Source organism: Actinokineospora globicatena (assembly GCF_024171945.1).
In the GTDB taxonomy this organism is placed as follows: domain Bacteria; phylum Actinomycetota; class Actinomycetes; order Mycobacteriales; family Pseudonocardiaceae; genus Actinokineospora; species Actinokineospora globicatena.
On record NZ_JAMTCR010000002.1, the window covers coordinates 2,005,988 to 2,022,249 of the forward strand.

The window sequence follows — 16,262 nt, forward strand, 5'->3', positions numbered from 1 at the left end:
CCGGTGAGTTAAGAATTTAGATGACCGCTAAGTGATGGACGTCGTTGCCGCGAACCGCAGAACCGGGGACCATTGCCGTCGGAACGGTGGACCGCGCCGTGCAGGGTCGGCAGCGGATCACCGTCCGTCCGCATCGCCTCTGCGGTCGCCGCGGCCGGGACACCGCGCACCGCGCCCTCGCGCGATGGGGACGGCGGGCCCCGGAGGTCGGGTGGAGCCGACACCGGGGCCTGTCACGCCTCTCGGGCCCCTTAGGGCCCCGTGACAGGTCTCCTCGGCCGCACTCGCCCTCCTGCCCGACCACCCCGCCGCGCCCGCTGCCTGATGCCACGCGGCCGCCCCTGTCGCCGGACGCGGGCCATCCGGACCGTGGACCGCCTGCTTGTGCCGTCTGCAGTCGCCAACGCCGCAGAGCGCCGGTGGTGCGCGGGGCGGGTGGCGCCGCTCCTCGTGCCCCAGCCAGCCATACGAGACCAGGGCTGCCACGCGCCGTTCTTCTCGTGCAAGCTGTGGCCCGCTGGCTGAGTCCGGCAGGCTGAGCCGGGCCCGCCTCGAGCACACTCACCCCACCTGAATCCGCGTTCCGGTCAAATCCGTCCCGCCCGCCCAACGAACCGCGGTTCGCCCCCATCCCAAGCACTCACCCGCTCCGCCGCGATTCCCACTCCGCCCCCGCGCTTTGTCCGCCCCCGCGATCGAGTCAAGTTCCGGCTCCACACAGCGGCGACATCATCAATCGCATTCCCGGCCCACCCGCCCCACCGCCCGACAATCCCCCCAACGCATTCCGCAGCCGGAGCCCCACTCCCAGATCCACAGTGGATACCCAACGACCGCGACCCGACTCCCGTCGCCCGTCCACCCGCCTGCCCCGCCCAGCCACAAGCAACGCCGTCTTACTCCACAACGCCCGCTTCGCGCCCACACACAGGCGAGACCCCACCCACACCGCCCGGCTCGCCGCCCCATCCCGCAGTACCCGCTTCGCGCCTGCGTGCGCCGCCCCCACCCCGCAACGCCCGCTTCGCGCCCGCGCGCGCAGGCAACCCCCTGCCCAGCCCCCACCCTCTCCGGGGGGCGTCCCTGGGCCAGTCTACCGGGACCCACCGACAGTCGATCTTGAACCGACCCCCGCGGAGATCCACATGTGGATAACTTCTGTCACCCAGAAGAGGGAAATTCCGAGCCACCCCAACAACAAATCCCCAGTTCATGCTCCCGAGTGGACGGTAGAAGCAGGCGGGGAGCCCAACTGCCTACCGGGTGATCAACTGGGTCAGCGGGCGGAGGTCGAGTCCTCGGGTTCGTCGAAGTCGCCGTGGTCGCGGTTGCCCCGGGGCCAGAGGGGTTGGTCCGGGGCGTCGGAGACGGGGAGGCTTCGTCTGTCCTCTTCGGAGGGTCCGCCGATTCGGGGCCAGCCGACGGCGCTGAGGGTGGGGCGTTCGTCGAGGCGCTCGGCGTACTGGGGGGCGATCTCGGTCTTGGTGACGGCGGCGGTGATGCGGGCGAAGGTGGGGATGAGGTCGGCCGCTTCCCTGACCTGCTCGGGGTGGCGGGCCAGCCACCAGACGACGGCGGTGCCCGGGTCGGTGAGGATCTCGTCGGCCAGGTACGCGCGGGTCCGCTGCTCGAGTTCCTGCTCGTGGTGGCGGACCTGCTTCTCCTTGCGCAGCTCCGTCAACCGGTCCAGCCGCCTGGCGTCCTCGTCCGGCACGGTCAGCCCGACGTTCTCCGCCCACGCGATGATCTGCCCCGACCGGTCCGGCGCCATCGCCCCGAGTTCGGCCGCCAGTCGGGTCTGGACCACCTCGGCCTCCGTCGGCGACCCGGTGACTGTGACCGACCGCGCGCGCTCCAGGATCGAGTGCACCGCCAGCCCGCGCAGGTTCCCGTGCTGCGGCAGTCCGGCGCTGGGCTGCCAGCAGACCGTGCACGCGAGGATGAACCGGTAGTACGGCTCGGCGCTGTCCACCGGGATCGCGGGCACGTGGTGCTCGGCGTGCGGGGCCGGTTCCGGCGCGGGCTTGGCGCGTTCCCTGGCCACCTCGGCGCGCAGTTCCCGTTGTTCGCGGTGGAACAGCACCTGCTTGACGACAAGTCCGGCGATGCCGAGCGCGACCAGCATGACCGGCACGGTCACCCAGTTCGCCCAGCCGAGCGCGAAGCCTGCCGCGAGGGGGGCGAGCGCGGCCACCCCGAGGATGACGGCGGGCGCGCGCCAGTGCGCTGCAGTGTCCACACCTAGGTGGGTACCTGGTGGCGCCGTAGAGTTGTAGACCGATCAAGCGGATTCGCTCGAACATACGAACCGGCCGCAGCGGTCGGTGATCACCCTGCTCTGGTCAGGGGAACGCGGGCGCGTCCGTCCTGCCCCGTCCGGGCAGGCCCATCCAGCGCACCGACGGTGCCCCGGTCGTGCCCGGCTCGCACGCGTGCACCTCGCCACCGGCCGTGGTGATCAACAAGGTCGACCCGGCGAAGCAGCAGCCGACCGCCGTCGCGTCCGCCAGTCGGACGATCGTGTACGCGACGCCGGTGTGGTCCACCCGCCGCACCGTGTTGCCACCGGCGACCCAGGCGAACCCGTCGACGTCCACCGCGACCCCGCGCGCCGAGGACACCAGCGGTCGCGCCGCGCCGGTCGTGCCGTTGGCGAGGTCGAACTCGTGGGCGACCAGGCCGCCGTCGCACACCCGGTACATGGTGCGGGTGTCCGGGCTCCAGGCCAGCGCGTCGGTCGGGCCGTCGAGCACGCTCAGCACCCGCCCGCCGAGGTCGACCCGGTGCAGCGCGTGTCCGGTGTCGAGCCACAGCCGCCCGGCCGGGTCGCACCAGATCCCCGTGCACGGCGGCAGGTCGAGCCCGACGACGCGGCCGTCGCGGCGCAGGAACGCCGGGTCGCCGCCGATCACCCAGCCGCCGTCGGCCGGGACGGCGCCGGTGACCCGGCCGTCGAGCACCAGGGTCGCGACGTGCCGGGGGCCGAGCGGGGTCATCCGGCCCAGTTGCAGGCTGCCGCCCAGTTGCCCGCCCGGGCCGCCTGTCTCGTGCGCCTCCGGCTCGGACGGGCCGGAGGCACCGGTACCCGCCCGTGTGGTGTCCACCCAGGACAGTTGGCGGCCGGTCCAGTGCGGCCCGCGCACCCGTCTGCCCAGCAGGCCGACGCACACCCCGGCGGTCAGCTCGGTAGGCCTGATCATCGCCATCTCGCCCCCTGGTGGTCTGAACCATTAAGTGGTCTGAACCAATGTGTCCGGCGGCGGGGGAGAAAGCAAGTCCCCGGACGTCCCATTTTCCCGACCCCGCGCACCGACGGTAGCCGGGTCCGGCACGCCCGGTGCCGGTCTCGGGCGGAATTAGCGCACGGCGGTGAGGTGTCGTCCCACCACAGCCGGGACAAGCCCGAGCAACCCGGTGACGGTGCGCGGCGGCACGCGCAACGTTGCCGACAGCTCGGTCACCGGATCGGCGAACGCCATCCGCGCGGCCTCGATGAGCATCGAGGGCTCGTCTACGGGCAGGCGACCGTCCCTGATCGCACCGTTGCGACTCTGCTCGGCGTTGAGCACCGTGAGCGCGTCGCCCGCGACCGCGCGGAGCCGGATGCCCAACCCCCTGGCCCGCCTGACCAGCCGGTCCATCGGCACGCCGAAGCCTGCGGCGAGCTCGACCGGATCACGACCGGCGCACGTCAACGCGTCGGCGGGCAACAACAACTCCGCGGCGAACGCCGTTGCGGACGCCTGCCCGGTGCCGGTCAACAGGTGCCCGAACTGCTCCGCGACCGACCACCGCAGCTCCACCTGCGACATCGTTGCGACCACGCCGATCACCGTGTGCCCGGGCAGTTCCGCCGCGCACCCCGTCCCCGGCACGTACGCGACCAGGACGCCCTGGCCCTCCAGGTGCTCGATGAGACCCGGCAGCGGCCCGGTCGGGACACCCCAGGCGGTGCGGACCCGGTGCGCGAGCGCGGTCGGGAACGTCGGCGGCCCGAACCGGGCGGCAGGCAGGTCGACGTGCTGGCCGACCTCGCACAGCACCTCCCACAGCAACTCCAGCGCCGCGGCCGTCCGGTCGGCGCCGCGCGGCAGGGAGGTGCGGGCGAGGTCGAGGTGCAACCGGGGGCGGCCGGGGTGGAAGAACGCGACCGGCACGTCGAGCGCCCTGGCCAGGTCGCGCAGGGTGGTGGCGCCGGGGTACGCCTGACCGAGCTCGAACGGCTCGACGTCCACCCCGACCCGCTCGGACAGCGGACCGACCCCGAGACCCGCGAGCCGTCGCGCCATGGTCAGCCGAGGCGGGTCGAAGGGCTCGCTCGGCACCGGTCGGACTCCCACCTACGACGACAGCAACCGCGCCATCCTCGCCTACCGCCCGTGTTCGCGCCGCCGCAGGGCCCAAGTCGCTGTCCTGCAAGTCTGGTACGCGCTATCCGCGCCCGCACGACCCTTGACGCATGGCCGGAAGAGCTCAGTACGAGAGCTTTCCGCCCGCACACCGCGCGGGCCACGAACCTTCGCGCCAGATCTATGGGGTAGCCCCTAAGCGAAGTCCCGGTGTGCACGCGGTCGCGGGCGGCGAGGACCGGTGGGGAACAGCGCGGCCTGCCCGTTGCCGCCGGTCAGGTCGAGCTCGACCAGCCACTCCCAGTCCACCCGGCTGCCCTCGCCCCGCTGCCGGACCCCCTTGCCCGCCCACAGCCCGACCAGGCCCGCGTCCTCGTTGCCCTGCCAGGGCAGCAGGACCAGGTCGCGGCCCTCCACCCACAGCTCGCGACGGCTGAGCAGGGCCAACTCCTGCCGCTCGCCCTCGCCGAGCAGCTCCCGGCGCAGGTCGCTGGCCATGCCGAGCGGACCGTCCGGGCCCTGCGGCGCGCTGAGCGGGTAGAGCGCCGCGCGCGGCAGCTTCAGCAGCAGCGACTGGAAACCGCGGTCCGGCTGCAGGTCGTCGACCTCGGTGCACAGCGAGGCCGCCGTGGTCACCAGGTACTGGTAGCGGTCGGTCCCGTAGCTGACCGGGTTCGCCCACACCCCGCGCTCGTCGTCGCGGCGCAGTTCCTGCAGCTCCGCGGCCGCCCGGTGCCCGTCCCACAGCCAGCGGGCGAGCACCGCGGTCAGGTGGGCGACCGGCACGGGGGAGATGAGGTCGGTGAGCTGGTCGGCCGAGTCCATCGCCGCTCCCTGGGGTCGACGCGCTACTGACCGTTATACCCCAGGTGATCGCGGATCTTGGCGGCGTACTCCTCGGCGGGGTGCTCGGCGTCGTAGGGGTGGCGCGGGCCGAGCCAGAACCGCAGCCCGTCCTTGCGGTGCCGCGGGATGACGTGCAGGTGCAGGTGCGGCACCGACTGGCTGATGATGTTGTTGATCAGCACGAGCGACCCGTCCGCGCCGAGGCCGTCCTCCACCGCCCGCTCCAGCCGCTGGGCCGTGCCGAAGAACGGGACCAGTTGCTCGGCAGGCAGGTCGCTGAGGACGGTCACGTGCTGGCGGGGCACGAGCAGGACGTGCCCGCGGAACAACGGGCGGTGGTCCAGGAACGCGACCACGTCAGTGTCCTGGTGAACCATGACAGCGGGCAGCTCCCCCGCGATGATTCGGCAGAACACGCATGTTTCCGACAAGGATTCCTCCACCTGGGCCGAACGTCCGAATCCATCTGGGCACAATGGCCGCGTGACCGTTCCAGACACGCCCTACCGGGTCCGGCGCACGCCCACCCAGTATCGGGCCAGCCGCCAGATCGAGCGGATCCTCGACGCCGCGGCCAGGGTCGTCGCCGACAAGGGTTACGCCGCCACCACCACAGCGGACATCGCCAAGGCCGCCACCGTCTCGATCGGATCCGTCTACCGCTACTTCCCCGACAAGACCGCCGTCATGCGCGCCGTCGTCGAACGCAACACCCGCCGCTTCCAGGACCGCGTCCTCGCCGACCACACCCCCACCCCGACCTGGCGCGCCGCTGTGGACCGCGCCTACGCGGTCTATGTGGACATGTGCCGCACCGAGGACGGCTTCCGCGCCATCAGCGGTGCGGGCCTGGCCGCGGGCGAACTGGAGCAGGCGGACGACACAAGGGACCCTCTGGCGGAAGCCTTCGCCACCCTGCTGATCCGCCACTTCGCCTTCCCGGACACCCCCGCCCTCCGCACCACCCTCTTGCAGTGCACCACCCTCGCCGACGTCCTCACCCGCCTCGCCTTCCGCCTCTCCCAAACCGGCCACCAGGACACCCTCGACCAAACCCGAAGAATCATCGAAAACCTGGTAGCCGCCCACGAACCAGCCCCCTAGGCGACGGGGCCGCCTACCCACGGACTCGAAAGCCGATCCGCTCTCCTTGCGCCGCCGCGCGACGACAGCGTCTGTTTGGACGCCCGCCTCGCCGTCGCACACAGATGGCGTCAGCCCAACCGCGTGCTCGGCCACGACGCTCGCCCTGCCCACTCGGACCTCGCCCACGCACACTCCCGCGAACGCCTGCCCTGCTGGATCCACCACCGCACGAAAGCGTTTGCCCAATCCGCGCGCCGCGCTGCCGCATGCCCGGGCGGTACTCGATCCGCCCTCATCACCCCGTGCTGGAGGTCGTCTGCCTGCCCCCCAAGCCGACCCCCGCAGCCACTCATCACCCCGCACCGGGCGTCGTCTGCCTGACCCCCAAGTCGCCGCCCCGGCCGCCCCCGCAGCCGCCCCCGTCACACCTTCGGGCGAACTCCGTTGACGCCCCCGGGGCCCCACCCCAAGCCTGGCCCGGCCCCCACCCTCTCCGGGGGGCGTCCCTGGGCCAGTCTACCGGGACCCACCCACGGGCGATCTTGAAAAGGCACCCGCAGAGATCCACATGTGGACAACTTCTGTCGCTAGTAAGAGTGAAATTTGAGGCGCCGAAGAGGGCCGCTAGCCAGAGGTCGCCTGGTCAGCGCAGGGGAGGTCAGGAGCGGGTCGGGTGAGTGGCGAAAGTGGGGCTTGTGGGTGTCCGGGGTCTGCAGGGGGCGAATCGGATTCGGTTTGTGGGGGTGGGGAGGTGGGGGCGCCGAACCGGGAGGAGGTCGGGTGAGGGGGGAAGGCGGGTGGGTTCGGGGAGTGGTCCGCGAGGGGGAGATGCGGCTCATTCTTTGGGGGACCTGAGGAGGGTGCGGGATGAACAGTCTGGCCACCATGGCGGTGCACGCGGGGCGGGAAGATCTCGCGGGGCTTGGGGTGCATGTTCCGCCGATAGACCTGTCCACCACCAACCCCATTCCGGACGTCGAGTCCGGTGGGGCTGCCTACGAGGCCCTCGCGACCGGGGGTCTACCGCCCGCCGAGGGTGGGTTGGTCTACCAGCGCCTGTGGAACCCCACGGTCGCGCGCTTCGAGACGGCGTTGGCTCAGCTAGAGACTGCCGACCAGGCCGTCGCGTTCGGTTCGGGGATGGCAGCGCTAGCCGCGTGTCTTACGGCCACCGTCGCTGCTGGGAAGCCCCATGTTGTGGCCGTGCGTCCGCTCTATGGCGGTTCCGACCACGTGCTCGCAACCGGCCTCTTAGGCACCACGGTCACCTGGGCGACCCCCGATGGCATCGCGGCCGCGCTGCGTAAGGACACCGGGCTTGTTCTGGTCGAGACCCCAGCCAACCCCACCCTCGAACTGCTGGACCTCAAGTCCGTCGTCGAGCAGGCCAACGGCGTCCCGGTCATCGTCGACAACACCTTCGCGACGCCGGTCTTGCAGCGTCCGATCGAGCACGGCGCCACCATGGTTCTGCACTCGGCGACCAAGTACCTCGGGGGACACGGTGACGTCATCGGCGGCGTTGTCGCTACCTCCGCAGAGTGGGCTACCAAGCTGCGGCAGGTCCGCGCGGTCACCGGCGGCCTGATGCACCCTCTCGCCGCCTACCTGCTCCACCGCGGCCTCCAGACACTCCCGATCCGCGTCCTAACCCAGCAGGACAACGCTAAGAAGATCGCGGCCTGGCTCACCGACCACGAGTACGTACGAAGGGTCTACTTCCCGTCGGGCGCTCTTATCGGCAGCCAGATGTCCGGCCCTGGCGCGATGATCGCCTTCGACGTCGCAGGCCCGGAGGAGGCAGCGCGCACGGTCAAGGCTGTCCGGCTGATCACCCACGCCGTGTCCCTGGGCGGGGTCGACACCCTCATCCAGCACCCCGCCTCGCTCACCCACCGGCCGGTCGCGGCACCGGCCAAACCGCACGCGTCCGTGCTTCGAATGTCTGTTGGGCTCGAGCACGCCGACGACATCCAGGCCGATCTCGACTACGCGCTCAAAGAAGCCCACCGCTGACATAAGTTCGGGGAGACCGATCCGCGGCAGAGGGACACAGAAGACGCATGGGCCAGCCAACCGACATCGACGCAACCGACCTCGCGATCCTGCGCGAGCTGCAACGCGACGCGAGGTTGCAGAACAAGGAACTCGCCTCGATAGTCGGCGTCGCCCCGTCGACCGCGCTGGAACGTGTGCGATCGCTACGGCGGCGCGGTGTGCTCACCGGCTTCCACGCGACGGTCAGCCTTGCCGCGCTCGGTAGGCCCATCAGTGCGCTGCTGTCGGTACGGGTAAGGCCCCACCGGCAGCGCGTGGTCGAAGAGTTCAAGGCGTTCGTGTTGGAGCAGCCGGAGACCGTGTCGCTGCTGCACGTCGCGGGCCCCGACGACTACCTGATCCAGGTAGCCGTACCGGACACCACGCACCTGCAGCAGCTGCTGATCGCCCGGTTGCTCAACCGCTCGGAGGTGGTCTCGGTCAACACCATGCTGGTGTTCGAGGCGATCACGAGTCCTGTTCAGACTCCGACCCCGTAAAACGTGAAACGGCCGGGCCCACCGGGGCCCGGCCGTTCCGCGTTCACGTGACTAGTTGCTGCTGCCGCGCTTCGCCCGGCGCGCGGCGAACAGGGCGCCACCGCCACCCAGGACCAGCAGGCCACCGATGGCCAGCGGGAGCCCGACGTTCGAGCCGGTGTCCGGCAGGTCGTTCGGGTTGGTCGTGGTGGTCGGCGCGACCACGGTGCTCGCGGTGGTCGGCGCGGACGACGACGGCTTGGTCGTGGTCGGGGCCACCGTGGTGGTGGTGGTCTCGCTCGGCTTGGTCGGCTTCGTCGTCTCGACCTTGCACGCCTTCACGGTCTTGGACTCGTGCAGCTCCCAGGTGGGCTGGTTCGGGTCCGGCGTGATGTCGACGTCGAAGGTGAGCTTGTGGTCGACGCTGCCGTCGAGCTGCCACGTCTTCTTCTCGAGCTTGGCCCGGAAGGTCTCGTTGATGAGCACCTTGTCGCCGTCCTTGACGACCACCGTGTTCTTGACGTTGTCGGACGGGTCGTAGGCCTCGGCCTTGATCCAGACCGTGGTGACACCCGTTTCCCGGTCGCACTCGGCCCCGTAGGTGGGCGTGTGCGCGCTGGCGGTGCCCGCGAGCAGCGGCAGCGAGAGACCGGCGACGGCGGTGATGACGGCGGTGCGGCCCGCGAGGCGGAGCCAGTCGCGGGAGAAGGACATGCGCAAGGGAACTCCATCCTCAGCAGGGCGTCCGTGGCCCCCGACACGAACGAGTCACAGTCGAGCCACCGACGGTGGTGCGCCGTGAGACTAGTCACCCGTTTGAGTGGTCCTAGCAGCGGGTGGGTACCGGCAGTGCAGCGTTTACCCGGTCGATACCTCGCGAGCTATCACCCGCAGGTGTGGGACCATCGATATGTGTCTTCTTTGTGTCATTGACATCACTCCACCCCCGTGGGTCATTCGGGTGGGGTAGACAGACAGCACGAACACACCGTGTCATCACCGCCTGCGGCATCTCGGCGATGGCACCGGCCAATCGGGTGATGACGATGAGCCAGCCCTGCCAGCAGTCACAACCGTCCGAACTCACGGAGATCGACGACCTGCTCCGCTCGGTCGTCTCGGACGGCTTCACCGTCTACCTCTGCGGGGGCGCCGACCGGCCTGAGGCCATCGTCGCGACCTACGCGTGGGAGACCCACGTCGACTACGTGGTGATCAAGGACGCGCACGACGTGACCGCGGCGAGATCGCGGATCGTGCGGGACTGGGACGTGTTCGCCGCCGAGTCCGTGGTGTGGTCCTACCAGGGCCACGCCCGTTGGGCGCTACGCGCGATCCTCGACCTCTTGCCGCCAGAGCACCCCAACGCGCCGCACGAGGACTATCCGGCGCCGGCGAGTCTGCACGTTGACCCTGCCTTCCTCAGTTCGGTGTCAGTGCGCTCGCCCCGCCCTGGGCTGGTCGCGCGGCGTGCGATGCGACTGCGGCTAGCGGCTAGAGAGCGCTAGAGGGGACGCTGTGACCTGGATCGCGGCGCCCTCTGAGAGCGATCACAGGCAGCCGCGAGGACCATCGACGGAATGAAGCGAGTCCTGACCGCGCTAGCGGTTACTGCTGCCGCCGCCGCTTGGGTCGCCTGGGACGTGCCGGTAGCCCTCGGAAGGCGACCGCGCGGAGACAGGGTCACCAAGTCCCCCCAGTACAGGGATGGTGCGTTCCGCAACCAGGCCCCTGCGACGCCTCCGGGCCCGGACACCATGCGTGACACGTTGCGGGCGGTCTCCCGCAACTGGCACCTGCGTAAGCCTGCCGGTCCGATCCCGGTCGTCGAGCCTCTAGGCCCGGTCGACACCGGTCTCCACATCACCTGGTACGGCCACGCCACCAGCCTGGTCGAGCTGGACGGTGCGCGAGTGCTGCTAGACCCGGTGTGGAGTGACCGGGTCTCCCCGTCCCGGCTGGTCGGACCGCGCAGGCTGCACGCGCCACCGCAGTCCATAGAGGCACTCCCGCGGTTGGACGCCGTAGTCATCTCGCATGACCACTACGACCACCTCGACCTCACCGCCATCCGCGCGCTTGTACGCACCCAAGACGCGCCGTTCGTCGTGCCGCTGGGCATCGGTGCGCACCTAGAGCGCTGGCACGTCCCCGCCGACCGGATCATCGAGCTCGACTGGCACGAGTCAGTCGACATCGGCGAGGTGACCCTGACCGCGACCCCCGCCCAGCACTTCTCCGGTAGGGGCTTCAAGCGCGACGGCACCCTCTGGGCTTCCTGGGTCGTGGCGAGTCCGAAGAAGAAGGTGTTCTACACCGGCGACTCCGGCTACTTCGCGGGCTACAAGGAGATCGGCGAGCAGTACGGCCCGTTCGACGCGACCCTCGTGCAGATCGGTGCCTACGCGCCGGGCTGGCCCGACATCCACATGACACCCGAGGAGGGCATCGCCGCCCACCTCGACGTGCGCGGTGAACTGCTGATCCCGGTGCACTGGGCGACCTTCAGCCTCGCGCCGCACCCGTGGACCGACCCGGTCGACCGGCTGCTCGTGGAAGCCGAGAAGCACGGGGTCGCGGTCGCCATCCCCAAGCCGGGCGAGCACGTCGACGTCGCCGCGCCGCCGAAGCTCGACTACTGGTGGCAGGCCTGCTAGGTCGACCTAGATCGACACACCCAACCGGACCAGGGCCCGGGCGTAGGCGTGCTCGCCGCTGTAGGACCACGGCAGCGACGACGGCCGGTTACCCACCCGCGCCAGGTGCCAACGGGCTCGGTCCAGCTCACCGGACTCCAACATGGCCCACCCGAACAGGTTGTGAACCTCCTTCGCGAAGACGCCGGAGGCGGACCCCTTGGTGTCCGCCTCCACCAACTCCGCGCGTAACTCCGAACTGAAGTACCGCGCGTTGAGCTTCACGTAGGCCCACGCGCTGCCCTCGGCGATGAACCTGTCGCCCTCGTTGAGCAGGTACTCCGCGTGCGCCGTGGGCAACATCGCGACTAGAGGACTGCCCGGCGCGGCCTTCGCGACAGTGTCACGCGCGAAAGACAGCATCTCCTCGTGCGACCCACCCCACTTCAACGCGAGCGTCTGCAACCGCCCGGCGTGCGCGGGATAAGAGGTTGGGCACCGCTGCATCGCCTCTAGCCACACGAAGTCCCGCTGTGGCCGGTCCAACCGCATCCCCCGCGCGTACCGCTGCAACTCCACCCACGGCGTCGCGTCGTCCGGTGCCAGCTTCGCCGCGGCCATCAACGGGTCACGCGCCTCACGCAGCCGGGACGAGAACAGCTTCAACCGCTCCTCGCCGACACCGCGCGCCGACCCGCCACCGCGGATCTTCCACGCCTCCGCGATCAGCGTGCTCCCCAGCCACAGCAGCACATCGGCGGCCGCCTCCTTGTCCAGCTCGTCCGCCGTGAGCAGCTCGCGGATGTCGGTGGACTGCCCGACGGCCGCGTCGGCGAGCGCGCGGACCCGCTGCGTGCGCGTCTCGTGGTCGTCGCGGCTCTCGCCCAGCAACGCCAGTGCCGCCTTGCGGTGCCCGTCGGCGACAGCGTCAACGCCGACGTCGAGGGCGAAGTCGTCCCAGCACCGGTCCAGCACCAGGTGCTCGGTGAGCGCGGCGGCCTCCGCCTTGGCCTTCCTGCGACCGAACAGTCCCATGCGGGCAGCGTAGTCACCGGCCGTCGCGGGTTAGGCTCGGTTCGTGCTCACCTTCCGCCGCGCCACGACCGACGACGTGGACGCCCTGGTACCCCTGGTCGAATCCGCCTACCGGGGCGAAGCGAGCCGTGCGGGGTGGACCACAGAGGCCGACCTGCTCGACGGCCAGCGCACCGACCCGGCGGGCGTCGCCGAGGTCATCACCGCGCCCAAGAGCGCGGTGCTCGTCGCCGAACAGGACGGTGCTGTCGTCGCCTGCTGCCACGTCGCCGAGGTGGACGGTGCCGGGTACTTCGGCATGTTCGCCGTGGACCCGACCCGGCAGGCGGGCGGCATCGGGCGGCTGACCCTGGCCGAGGCGGAGCGCCACGTCCGCGAGGACTGGGGACTGCCCGAGATGCGGATGAAGGTGCTGACCGCGCGCGCGGACCTCATCGCCTGGTACGTCCGCCGCGGCTACGACCGGACCGGCCTGCTCATCCCGTTCCCCTACGGCGACGACCGCTTCGGCCAACCGCGCCGCACCGACCTCGCCTTCGAGTTGCTCACCAAGCGCCTGGGCTGAGCGCCGGGTGCCGGGTTGGTCGCGGGCGGTGTCGGATGCGCGCGCGACAATGGGTGCGTGCCCTCGATCCACGACCACATCACCGGTCACCTCGATCCCAGCGGCCGCGGCCTGCTCCCCGGCGGGGACGAGCTGCCGGACGCCCAGATCGACCACCGGCGGGGCGGTGGTCTGGTCCCGTGGTCCGACGGCACCGCGCTGACCCACCACCCGGCCGACGTCACCACAGACCTGCCCGCGCTGGTCGCCGCCGCTGTCACCGGTGGCGACCACGAACCGCTCTACACCGCGCTGTGCGAGCGGGAAGTCCTCGCCGAACTCGACGAGGTGCTGGCGGGCGTGCGCGCGCTCGACTTGGCCGGACCGGTGCACGACCTGGGCAGGCGGCTGGCGACCGAGTCCGAGCACCGCGCGCCGGTCAAGTTCGGCATCGCCCTGCTCGGTCTCGGCGCGGACAGCGGGGATGTCGAGGTGCTGCTGCGGTTGGGCAGGCACGAGGAGTTCACCCTGTTCGCCTTCGCCGCCGTGGAAGCGACCCAGGCCGATCCGGAACCGGCGCTGCTCGCACTGGCGGACGGCGTCGAGGGGTGGGGGCGGATCGGCGTCGTCGAGCGCCTCGGCGACCAGACCGGTCCCCGGCTGCGGGAGTGGCTGCTGCGCGGCGGTTTCCGCAACACGGTGCAGGACGGGTACCTCGCGCACCGGGCCGCGACGGTCGGCGGGCTCGTCCCCGCGCTGTCGGTGCCGGAGGTGGACGACGAACTGCTCGACGCCGCCGCCGACATCCTGTGCGCGCTGATCGAGGGCGGTCCCGCGGAGGACATCGACGACTACGCCGACGCGCCCATCGCCCTGTCGCTGCTCGTCGGCCACCTCACCCGGCGCGCGCACGGCCTGCGCCACTTCGTCGCCACCGCCCGCGTCGACGAGTTCCTCGCGGGCCCCGATTGGGACCGGCGCTACGCGGCGGGCTGGGACCTCACCCGCCACGACACCCTGGTCCGCGGCTGCCGCGACCTCATGGCCGAACCCCGCTGGCGCGACCTGACCCTCGCCGACCTCGACTCCACCGACGACCGCACCTTCCACGACGCCTGCTACGCCGCCGCCGTCCTCGGCATCGACCGCTTCCCCGCCACGATGCGCCGCGTCCGCACCGACGCGACCCCGGCCGACTGGGCAGGCCTCCTCGCGCAGGCGACCGAGGAACGACTGCCGGACATCCTGGACATCGCCTCGGACGTGCTGCCACTGGCCGACCTCGGCACCGGCCCGGACGACATCGCGGGCATCGGCGCGCGGTGGACGGACCACGCGGTGTTGGACGTGGTCGTGACAGCGTTGCGCGAGTTCCCCGGGCAGGGGGTCGAGTTCGTCCTGACATCGCTACGGTGCCCGGTGGTCCGCAACCGTGTGATGGCGGTGCGGACGTTGACCGGGTGGGGACCGGAGTCCTGGCAGCCGGACGTGCAGTCGGCTCTGCGGAGCGCCGTGGCCGCGGAACCGGACCCGACGGTGCGGGAGAGCATGGCGCAGTTGCTGACTCATTGAGCCGTCAAGGGCGGGTTTGTTTCGGCGGCGCTCGGGGACCCTGCCTCGGTTTGTGCTTCCCCAGGTTGGGGCGCATGTACGGTTCGCGGAGTTCCCTCTTCTGGGCGACAGAAGTTGTCCACATGTGGATCTCTGCGGGTGCCTTTTCAAGATCGCCCGTGGGTGGGTCCCGGTAGACTGGCCCAGGGACGCCCCCCGGAGAGGGTGGGGGCCGGGCCAGGCTTGGGGTGGGGCCCCGGGGGTGTCAAGGGGGTTCGCTCGAAGGTGTGATGGGGCGGCTGTGCGGATGGGGCGCGCGCACGCGTTGGTGGTGCCGCCCGGGTCGCGGACTCTCGGGTTCGTAGTCCACGGCCGCGAGTTCGGCTGGGGACCTCGCGGGCGCAGGGGGTGCGTTCGTCCCAAAAGGACTGGCTACCGCTAGGGGTCTGTCCGCCGAGGCGCTGGACTGTTCGGGTGATGGCCGTCGCATCCCGGAACGTTGTTGTTGCTCGCCGGTATAGATGGAGTGCTGCGGGGGGCACGGGGCGAGGGGGCGGCGGTGGGGAACTTCGAGGTCGAGTACCGGGGTCGCGAGATCACCGGTTACTGGGCGAAGCGCTTGGGCTGTTTCTGGCTCGTGGCGCTGTCCCTGCTCATGGTGCTGCTGTACGCGTCGGTCGGGGCCGTGTTCGCGGCGTTGAGCCTTCCCGAGGGGACCGCGAAGCTGACCGCCCGGGAAGGGTGGGCTCCGCTGCGGTGGCTGGCGGACGCCAGTGCCGCGGTCAACGAGGCGCTGCCCGCGTACCCGCTGCTGCTGACCTGCCTCATCTGGGCGACGGGGGCGTTCCTGCTGGCGGTCCTCGCCCTCGCCGCGCGATACCGGGAGCCCGCGTTCGCGGTCATCGCGCTGCTCACGGCTCCCCTCGCGGCGGCCGGGCTGCACGCGGTGGCGTGGGTGGGCGCGGCGGTGCACTGGGTGGTCAGGACCTTCGGTCCGTGGTTGCTCGCGGCGTCCGCGTGGATCCGCGGCTGGGACTGGTGGGTGTGGGTCCTCGTGGTGGCACTCGCCGCCCTGTCGGCCATCGCGTACTTCTCGGACGGGCCCGCGTACGTGACCGTGCTCGGGGCGGTGGGCTGGGTGGTCATCGGTACCGCCTTGAGCGTCGGGCTCGGCCTGCTGTTCGTCGGACTCGTCTTCGAGATCCCGTTCTTGCTGTTCCTGGTGGCGCTGAGCGTCCTGTGCCTGCTCGGGCAACTGGTCGTCGACCAGCTCACCGGGACCGTGAAGGCGGGGCGCGGGTACCGGGGCGTGCTGCTGGGCGCGCTGGGCGTCGGCACGTCCTGGTCGATGCTGATGGTCGTCGGGGACGTCGGCGGCAGCCACTCCCTCTACCCCCAGGTCGCGCGCGACTGGGTGGCGAACAACGTGCTGGGCAACAGCCCGCCGCAGTTCGACGCGTTGATGGCCCTGGTCGTCGTGGCCGGGTCGGCGCTCTCGGTCCTGGCCAACGTGCACCGCATGCGCGAGGAGCCCACGCACGAGCAGTTCACGCGGTCGGTCGTGTTCACCCTCTACAGCATGGTGTTCGCCACGATGATCGCCGCGGTCGGGCACCGGAGCGAGACCGGCGGGGACCGCCGGGGCTGACCGGCGGGGGATCTGGTCACCCGAATGCGCGTACCGGCGAGTAACATGCGG

General features: G+C 70.9%; 15 protein-coding genes. 8 read left to right on the forward strand and 7 right to left on the reverse strand.

Annotation, left to right across the window (positions count from 1 at the left end):
• Positions 1-1,276: 1,276 nt before the first annotated feature.
• From LV79_RS09705 to LV79_RS09725, 5 genes are all read right to left on the reverse strand, one after another.
• Positions 1,277-2,239 (reverse strand): MFS transporter, encoded by a 963-nt coding sequence (locus LV79_RS09705; protein WP_253834263.1) that lies wholly within the window; start codon positions 2,237-2,239, stop codon positions 1,277-1,279.
• A gap of 103 nt (positions 2,240-2,342) precedes the next feature.
• Positions 2,343-3,200 carry an SMP-30/gluconolactonase/LRE family protein gene (locus LV79_RS09710; protein ID WP_253834265.1) on the reverse strand — a complete coding sequence of 286 codons (858 nt, stop codon included), beginning with the start codon at positions 3,198-3,200 and terminating at the stop codon, positions 2,343-2,345.
• Between the two features lie 156 nt (positions 3,201-3,356).
• Positions 3,357-4,325: an XRE family transcriptional regulator gene (locus LV79_RS09715; RefSeq protein WP_253834267.1), complete on the reverse strand. Its 969-nt coding sequence runs from the start codon at positions 4,323-4,325 to the stop codon at positions 3,357-3,359.
• A gap of 219 nt (positions 4,326-4,544) precedes the next feature.
• Entirely contained in the window at positions 4,545-5,174 is a 630-nt protein-coding gene (locus LV79_RS09720) for a hypothetical protein (RefSeq protein WP_253834269.1), read from the reverse strand.
• A 23-nt stretch (positions 5,175-5,197) separates the two neighbouring features.
• A complete protein-coding gene (locus LV79_RS09725) occupies positions 5,198-5,695 on the reverse strand; it encodes an HIT family protein (RefSeq protein ID WP_308208931.1) in 498 nt (165 codons plus the stop codon).
• Here LV79_RS09725 and LV79_RS09735 point away from each other — a divergent pair.
• The 3 genes from LV79_RS09735 (at position 5,679) to LV79_RS09745 (ending at position 8,818) form a co-directional block, all read left to right on the forward strand.
• Positions 5,679-6,299: a TetR/AcrR family transcriptional regulator gene (locus tag LV79_RS09735; protein ID WP_285469424.1), complete on the forward strand. Its 621-nt coding sequence runs from the start codon at positions 5,679-5,681 to the stop codon at positions 6,297-6,299. The two genes, LV79_RS09725 and LV79_RS09735, sit on opposite strands and share 17 nt — an antisense overlap.
• Before the next feature lie 849 nt (positions 6,300-7,148).
• A complete protein-coding gene (locus LV79_RS09740; protein ID WP_253834273.1) occupies positions 7,149-8,297 on the forward strand; it encodes a trans-sulfuration enzyme family protein in 1,149 nt (382 codons plus the stop codon).
• A 47-nt stretch (positions 8,298-8,344) separates the two neighbouring features.
• Positions 8,345-8,818, forward strand: a complete 474-nt coding sequence (locus LV79_RS09745) for an Lrp/AsnC family transcriptional regulator (protein ID WP_253834275.1) — start codon at positions 8,345-8,347, stop codon at positions 8,816-8,818.
• Positions 8,819-8,869: 51 nt separating this feature from the next.
• On the opposite strand, the gene LV79_RS09750 is transcribed toward LV79_RS09745, so the two are convergent.
• Positions 8,870-9,511 (reverse strand): LPXTG cell wall anchor domain-containing protein, encoded by a 642-nt coding sequence (locus tag LV79_RS09750; protein WP_253834277.1) that lies wholly within the window; start codon positions 9,509-9,511, stop codon positions 8,870-8,872.
• 332 nt (positions 9,512-9,843) lie between these two features.
• Here LV79_RS09750 and LV79_RS09755 point away from each other — a divergent pair, with 332 nt between their 5' ends.
• The gene (locus LV79_RS09755; protein ID WP_253834279.1) at positions 9,844-10,305 is read left to right on the forward strand and encodes a hypothetical protein; all 462 of its coding nucleotides are present in this window, start codon (positions 9,844-9,846) and stop codon (positions 10,303-10,305) included.
• A gap of 72 nt (positions 10,306-10,377) precedes the next feature.
• On the forward strand, positions 10,378-11,454 hold the full coding sequence (locus LV79_RS09760) for an MBL fold metallo-hydrolase (RefSeq protein WP_253834281.1): 1,077 nt from the start codon (positions 10,378-10,380) through the stop codon (positions 11,452-11,454).
• Between the two features lie 6 nt (positions 11,455-11,460).
• Here LV79_RS09760 and LV79_RS09765 read toward each other — a convergent pair whose 3' ends face one another.
• On the reverse strand, positions 11,461-12,468 hold the full coding sequence (locus LV79_RS09765; RefSeq protein WP_253834283.1) for a hypothetical protein: 1,008 nt from the start codon (positions 12,466-12,468) through the stop codon (positions 11,461-11,463).
• A gap of 43 nt (positions 12,469-12,511) precedes the next feature.
• Here LV79_RS09765 and LV79_RS09770 point away from each other — a divergent pair, with 43 nt between their 5' ends.
• The 3 genes from LV79_RS09770 (at position 12,512) to LV79_RS09780 (ending at position 16,211) form a co-directional block, all read left to right on the forward strand.
• Complete coding sequence (locus LV79_RS09770) at positions 12,512-13,033, forward strand: GNAT family N-acetyltransferase (RefSeq protein ID WP_253834285.1); 522 nt, start codon at positions 12,512-12,514, stop codon at positions 13,031-13,033.
• A gap of 57 nt (positions 13,034-13,090) precedes the next feature.
• Positions 13,091-14,584, forward strand: a complete 1,494-nt coding sequence (locus LV79_RS09775) for a hypothetical protein (RefSeq protein ID WP_253834287.1) — start codon at positions 13,091-13,093, stop codon at positions 14,582-14,584.
• Positions 14,585-15,122: 538 nt separating this feature from the next.
• Positions 15,123-16,211: a hypothetical protein gene (locus LV79_RS09780; protein WP_253834289.1), complete on the forward strand. Its 1,089-nt coding sequence runs from the start codon at positions 15,123-15,125 to the stop codon at positions 16,209-16,211.
• The last annotated feature ends 51 nt before the right edge of the window (positions 16,212-16,262 follow it).

Bases quoted from the DNA above. Each gene is read 5' to 3' on its own strand.
- LV79_RS09760 (WP_253834281.1), top strand. From the start codon at position 10,378: ATGAAGCGAGTCCTGACCGCGCTAGCGGTTACTGCTGCCGCCGCCGCT.
- LV79_RS09765 (WP_253834283.1), bottom strand. From the start codon at position 12,468: ATGGGACTGTTCGGTCGCAGGAAGGCCAAGGCGGAGGCCGCCGCGCTC.
- LV79_RS09720 (WP_253834269.1), bottom strand. From the start codon at position 5,174: ATGGACTCGGCCGACCAGCTCACCGACCTCATCTCCCCCGTGCCGGTC.
- LV79_RS09745 (WP_253834275.1), top strand. From the start codon at position 8,345: ATGGGCCAGCCAACCGACATCGACGCAACCGACCTCGCGATCCTGCGC.
- LV79_RS09750 (WP_253834277.1), bottom strand. From the start codon at position 9,511: ATGTCCTTCTCCCGCGACTGGCTCCGCCTCGCGGGCCGCACCGCCGTC.
- LV79_RS09755 (WP_253834279.1), top strand. From the start codon at position 9,844: ATGAGCCAGCCCTGCCAGCAGTCACAACCGTCCGAACTCACGGAGATC.
- LV79_RS09740 (WP_253834273.1), top strand. From the start codon at position 7,149: ATGAACAGTCTGGCCACCATGGCGGTGCACGCGGGGCGGGAAGATCTC.
- LV79_RS09710 (WP_253834265.1), bottom strand. From the start codon at position 3,200: ATGATCAGGCCTACCGAGCTGACCGCCGGGGTGTGCGTCGGCCTGCTG.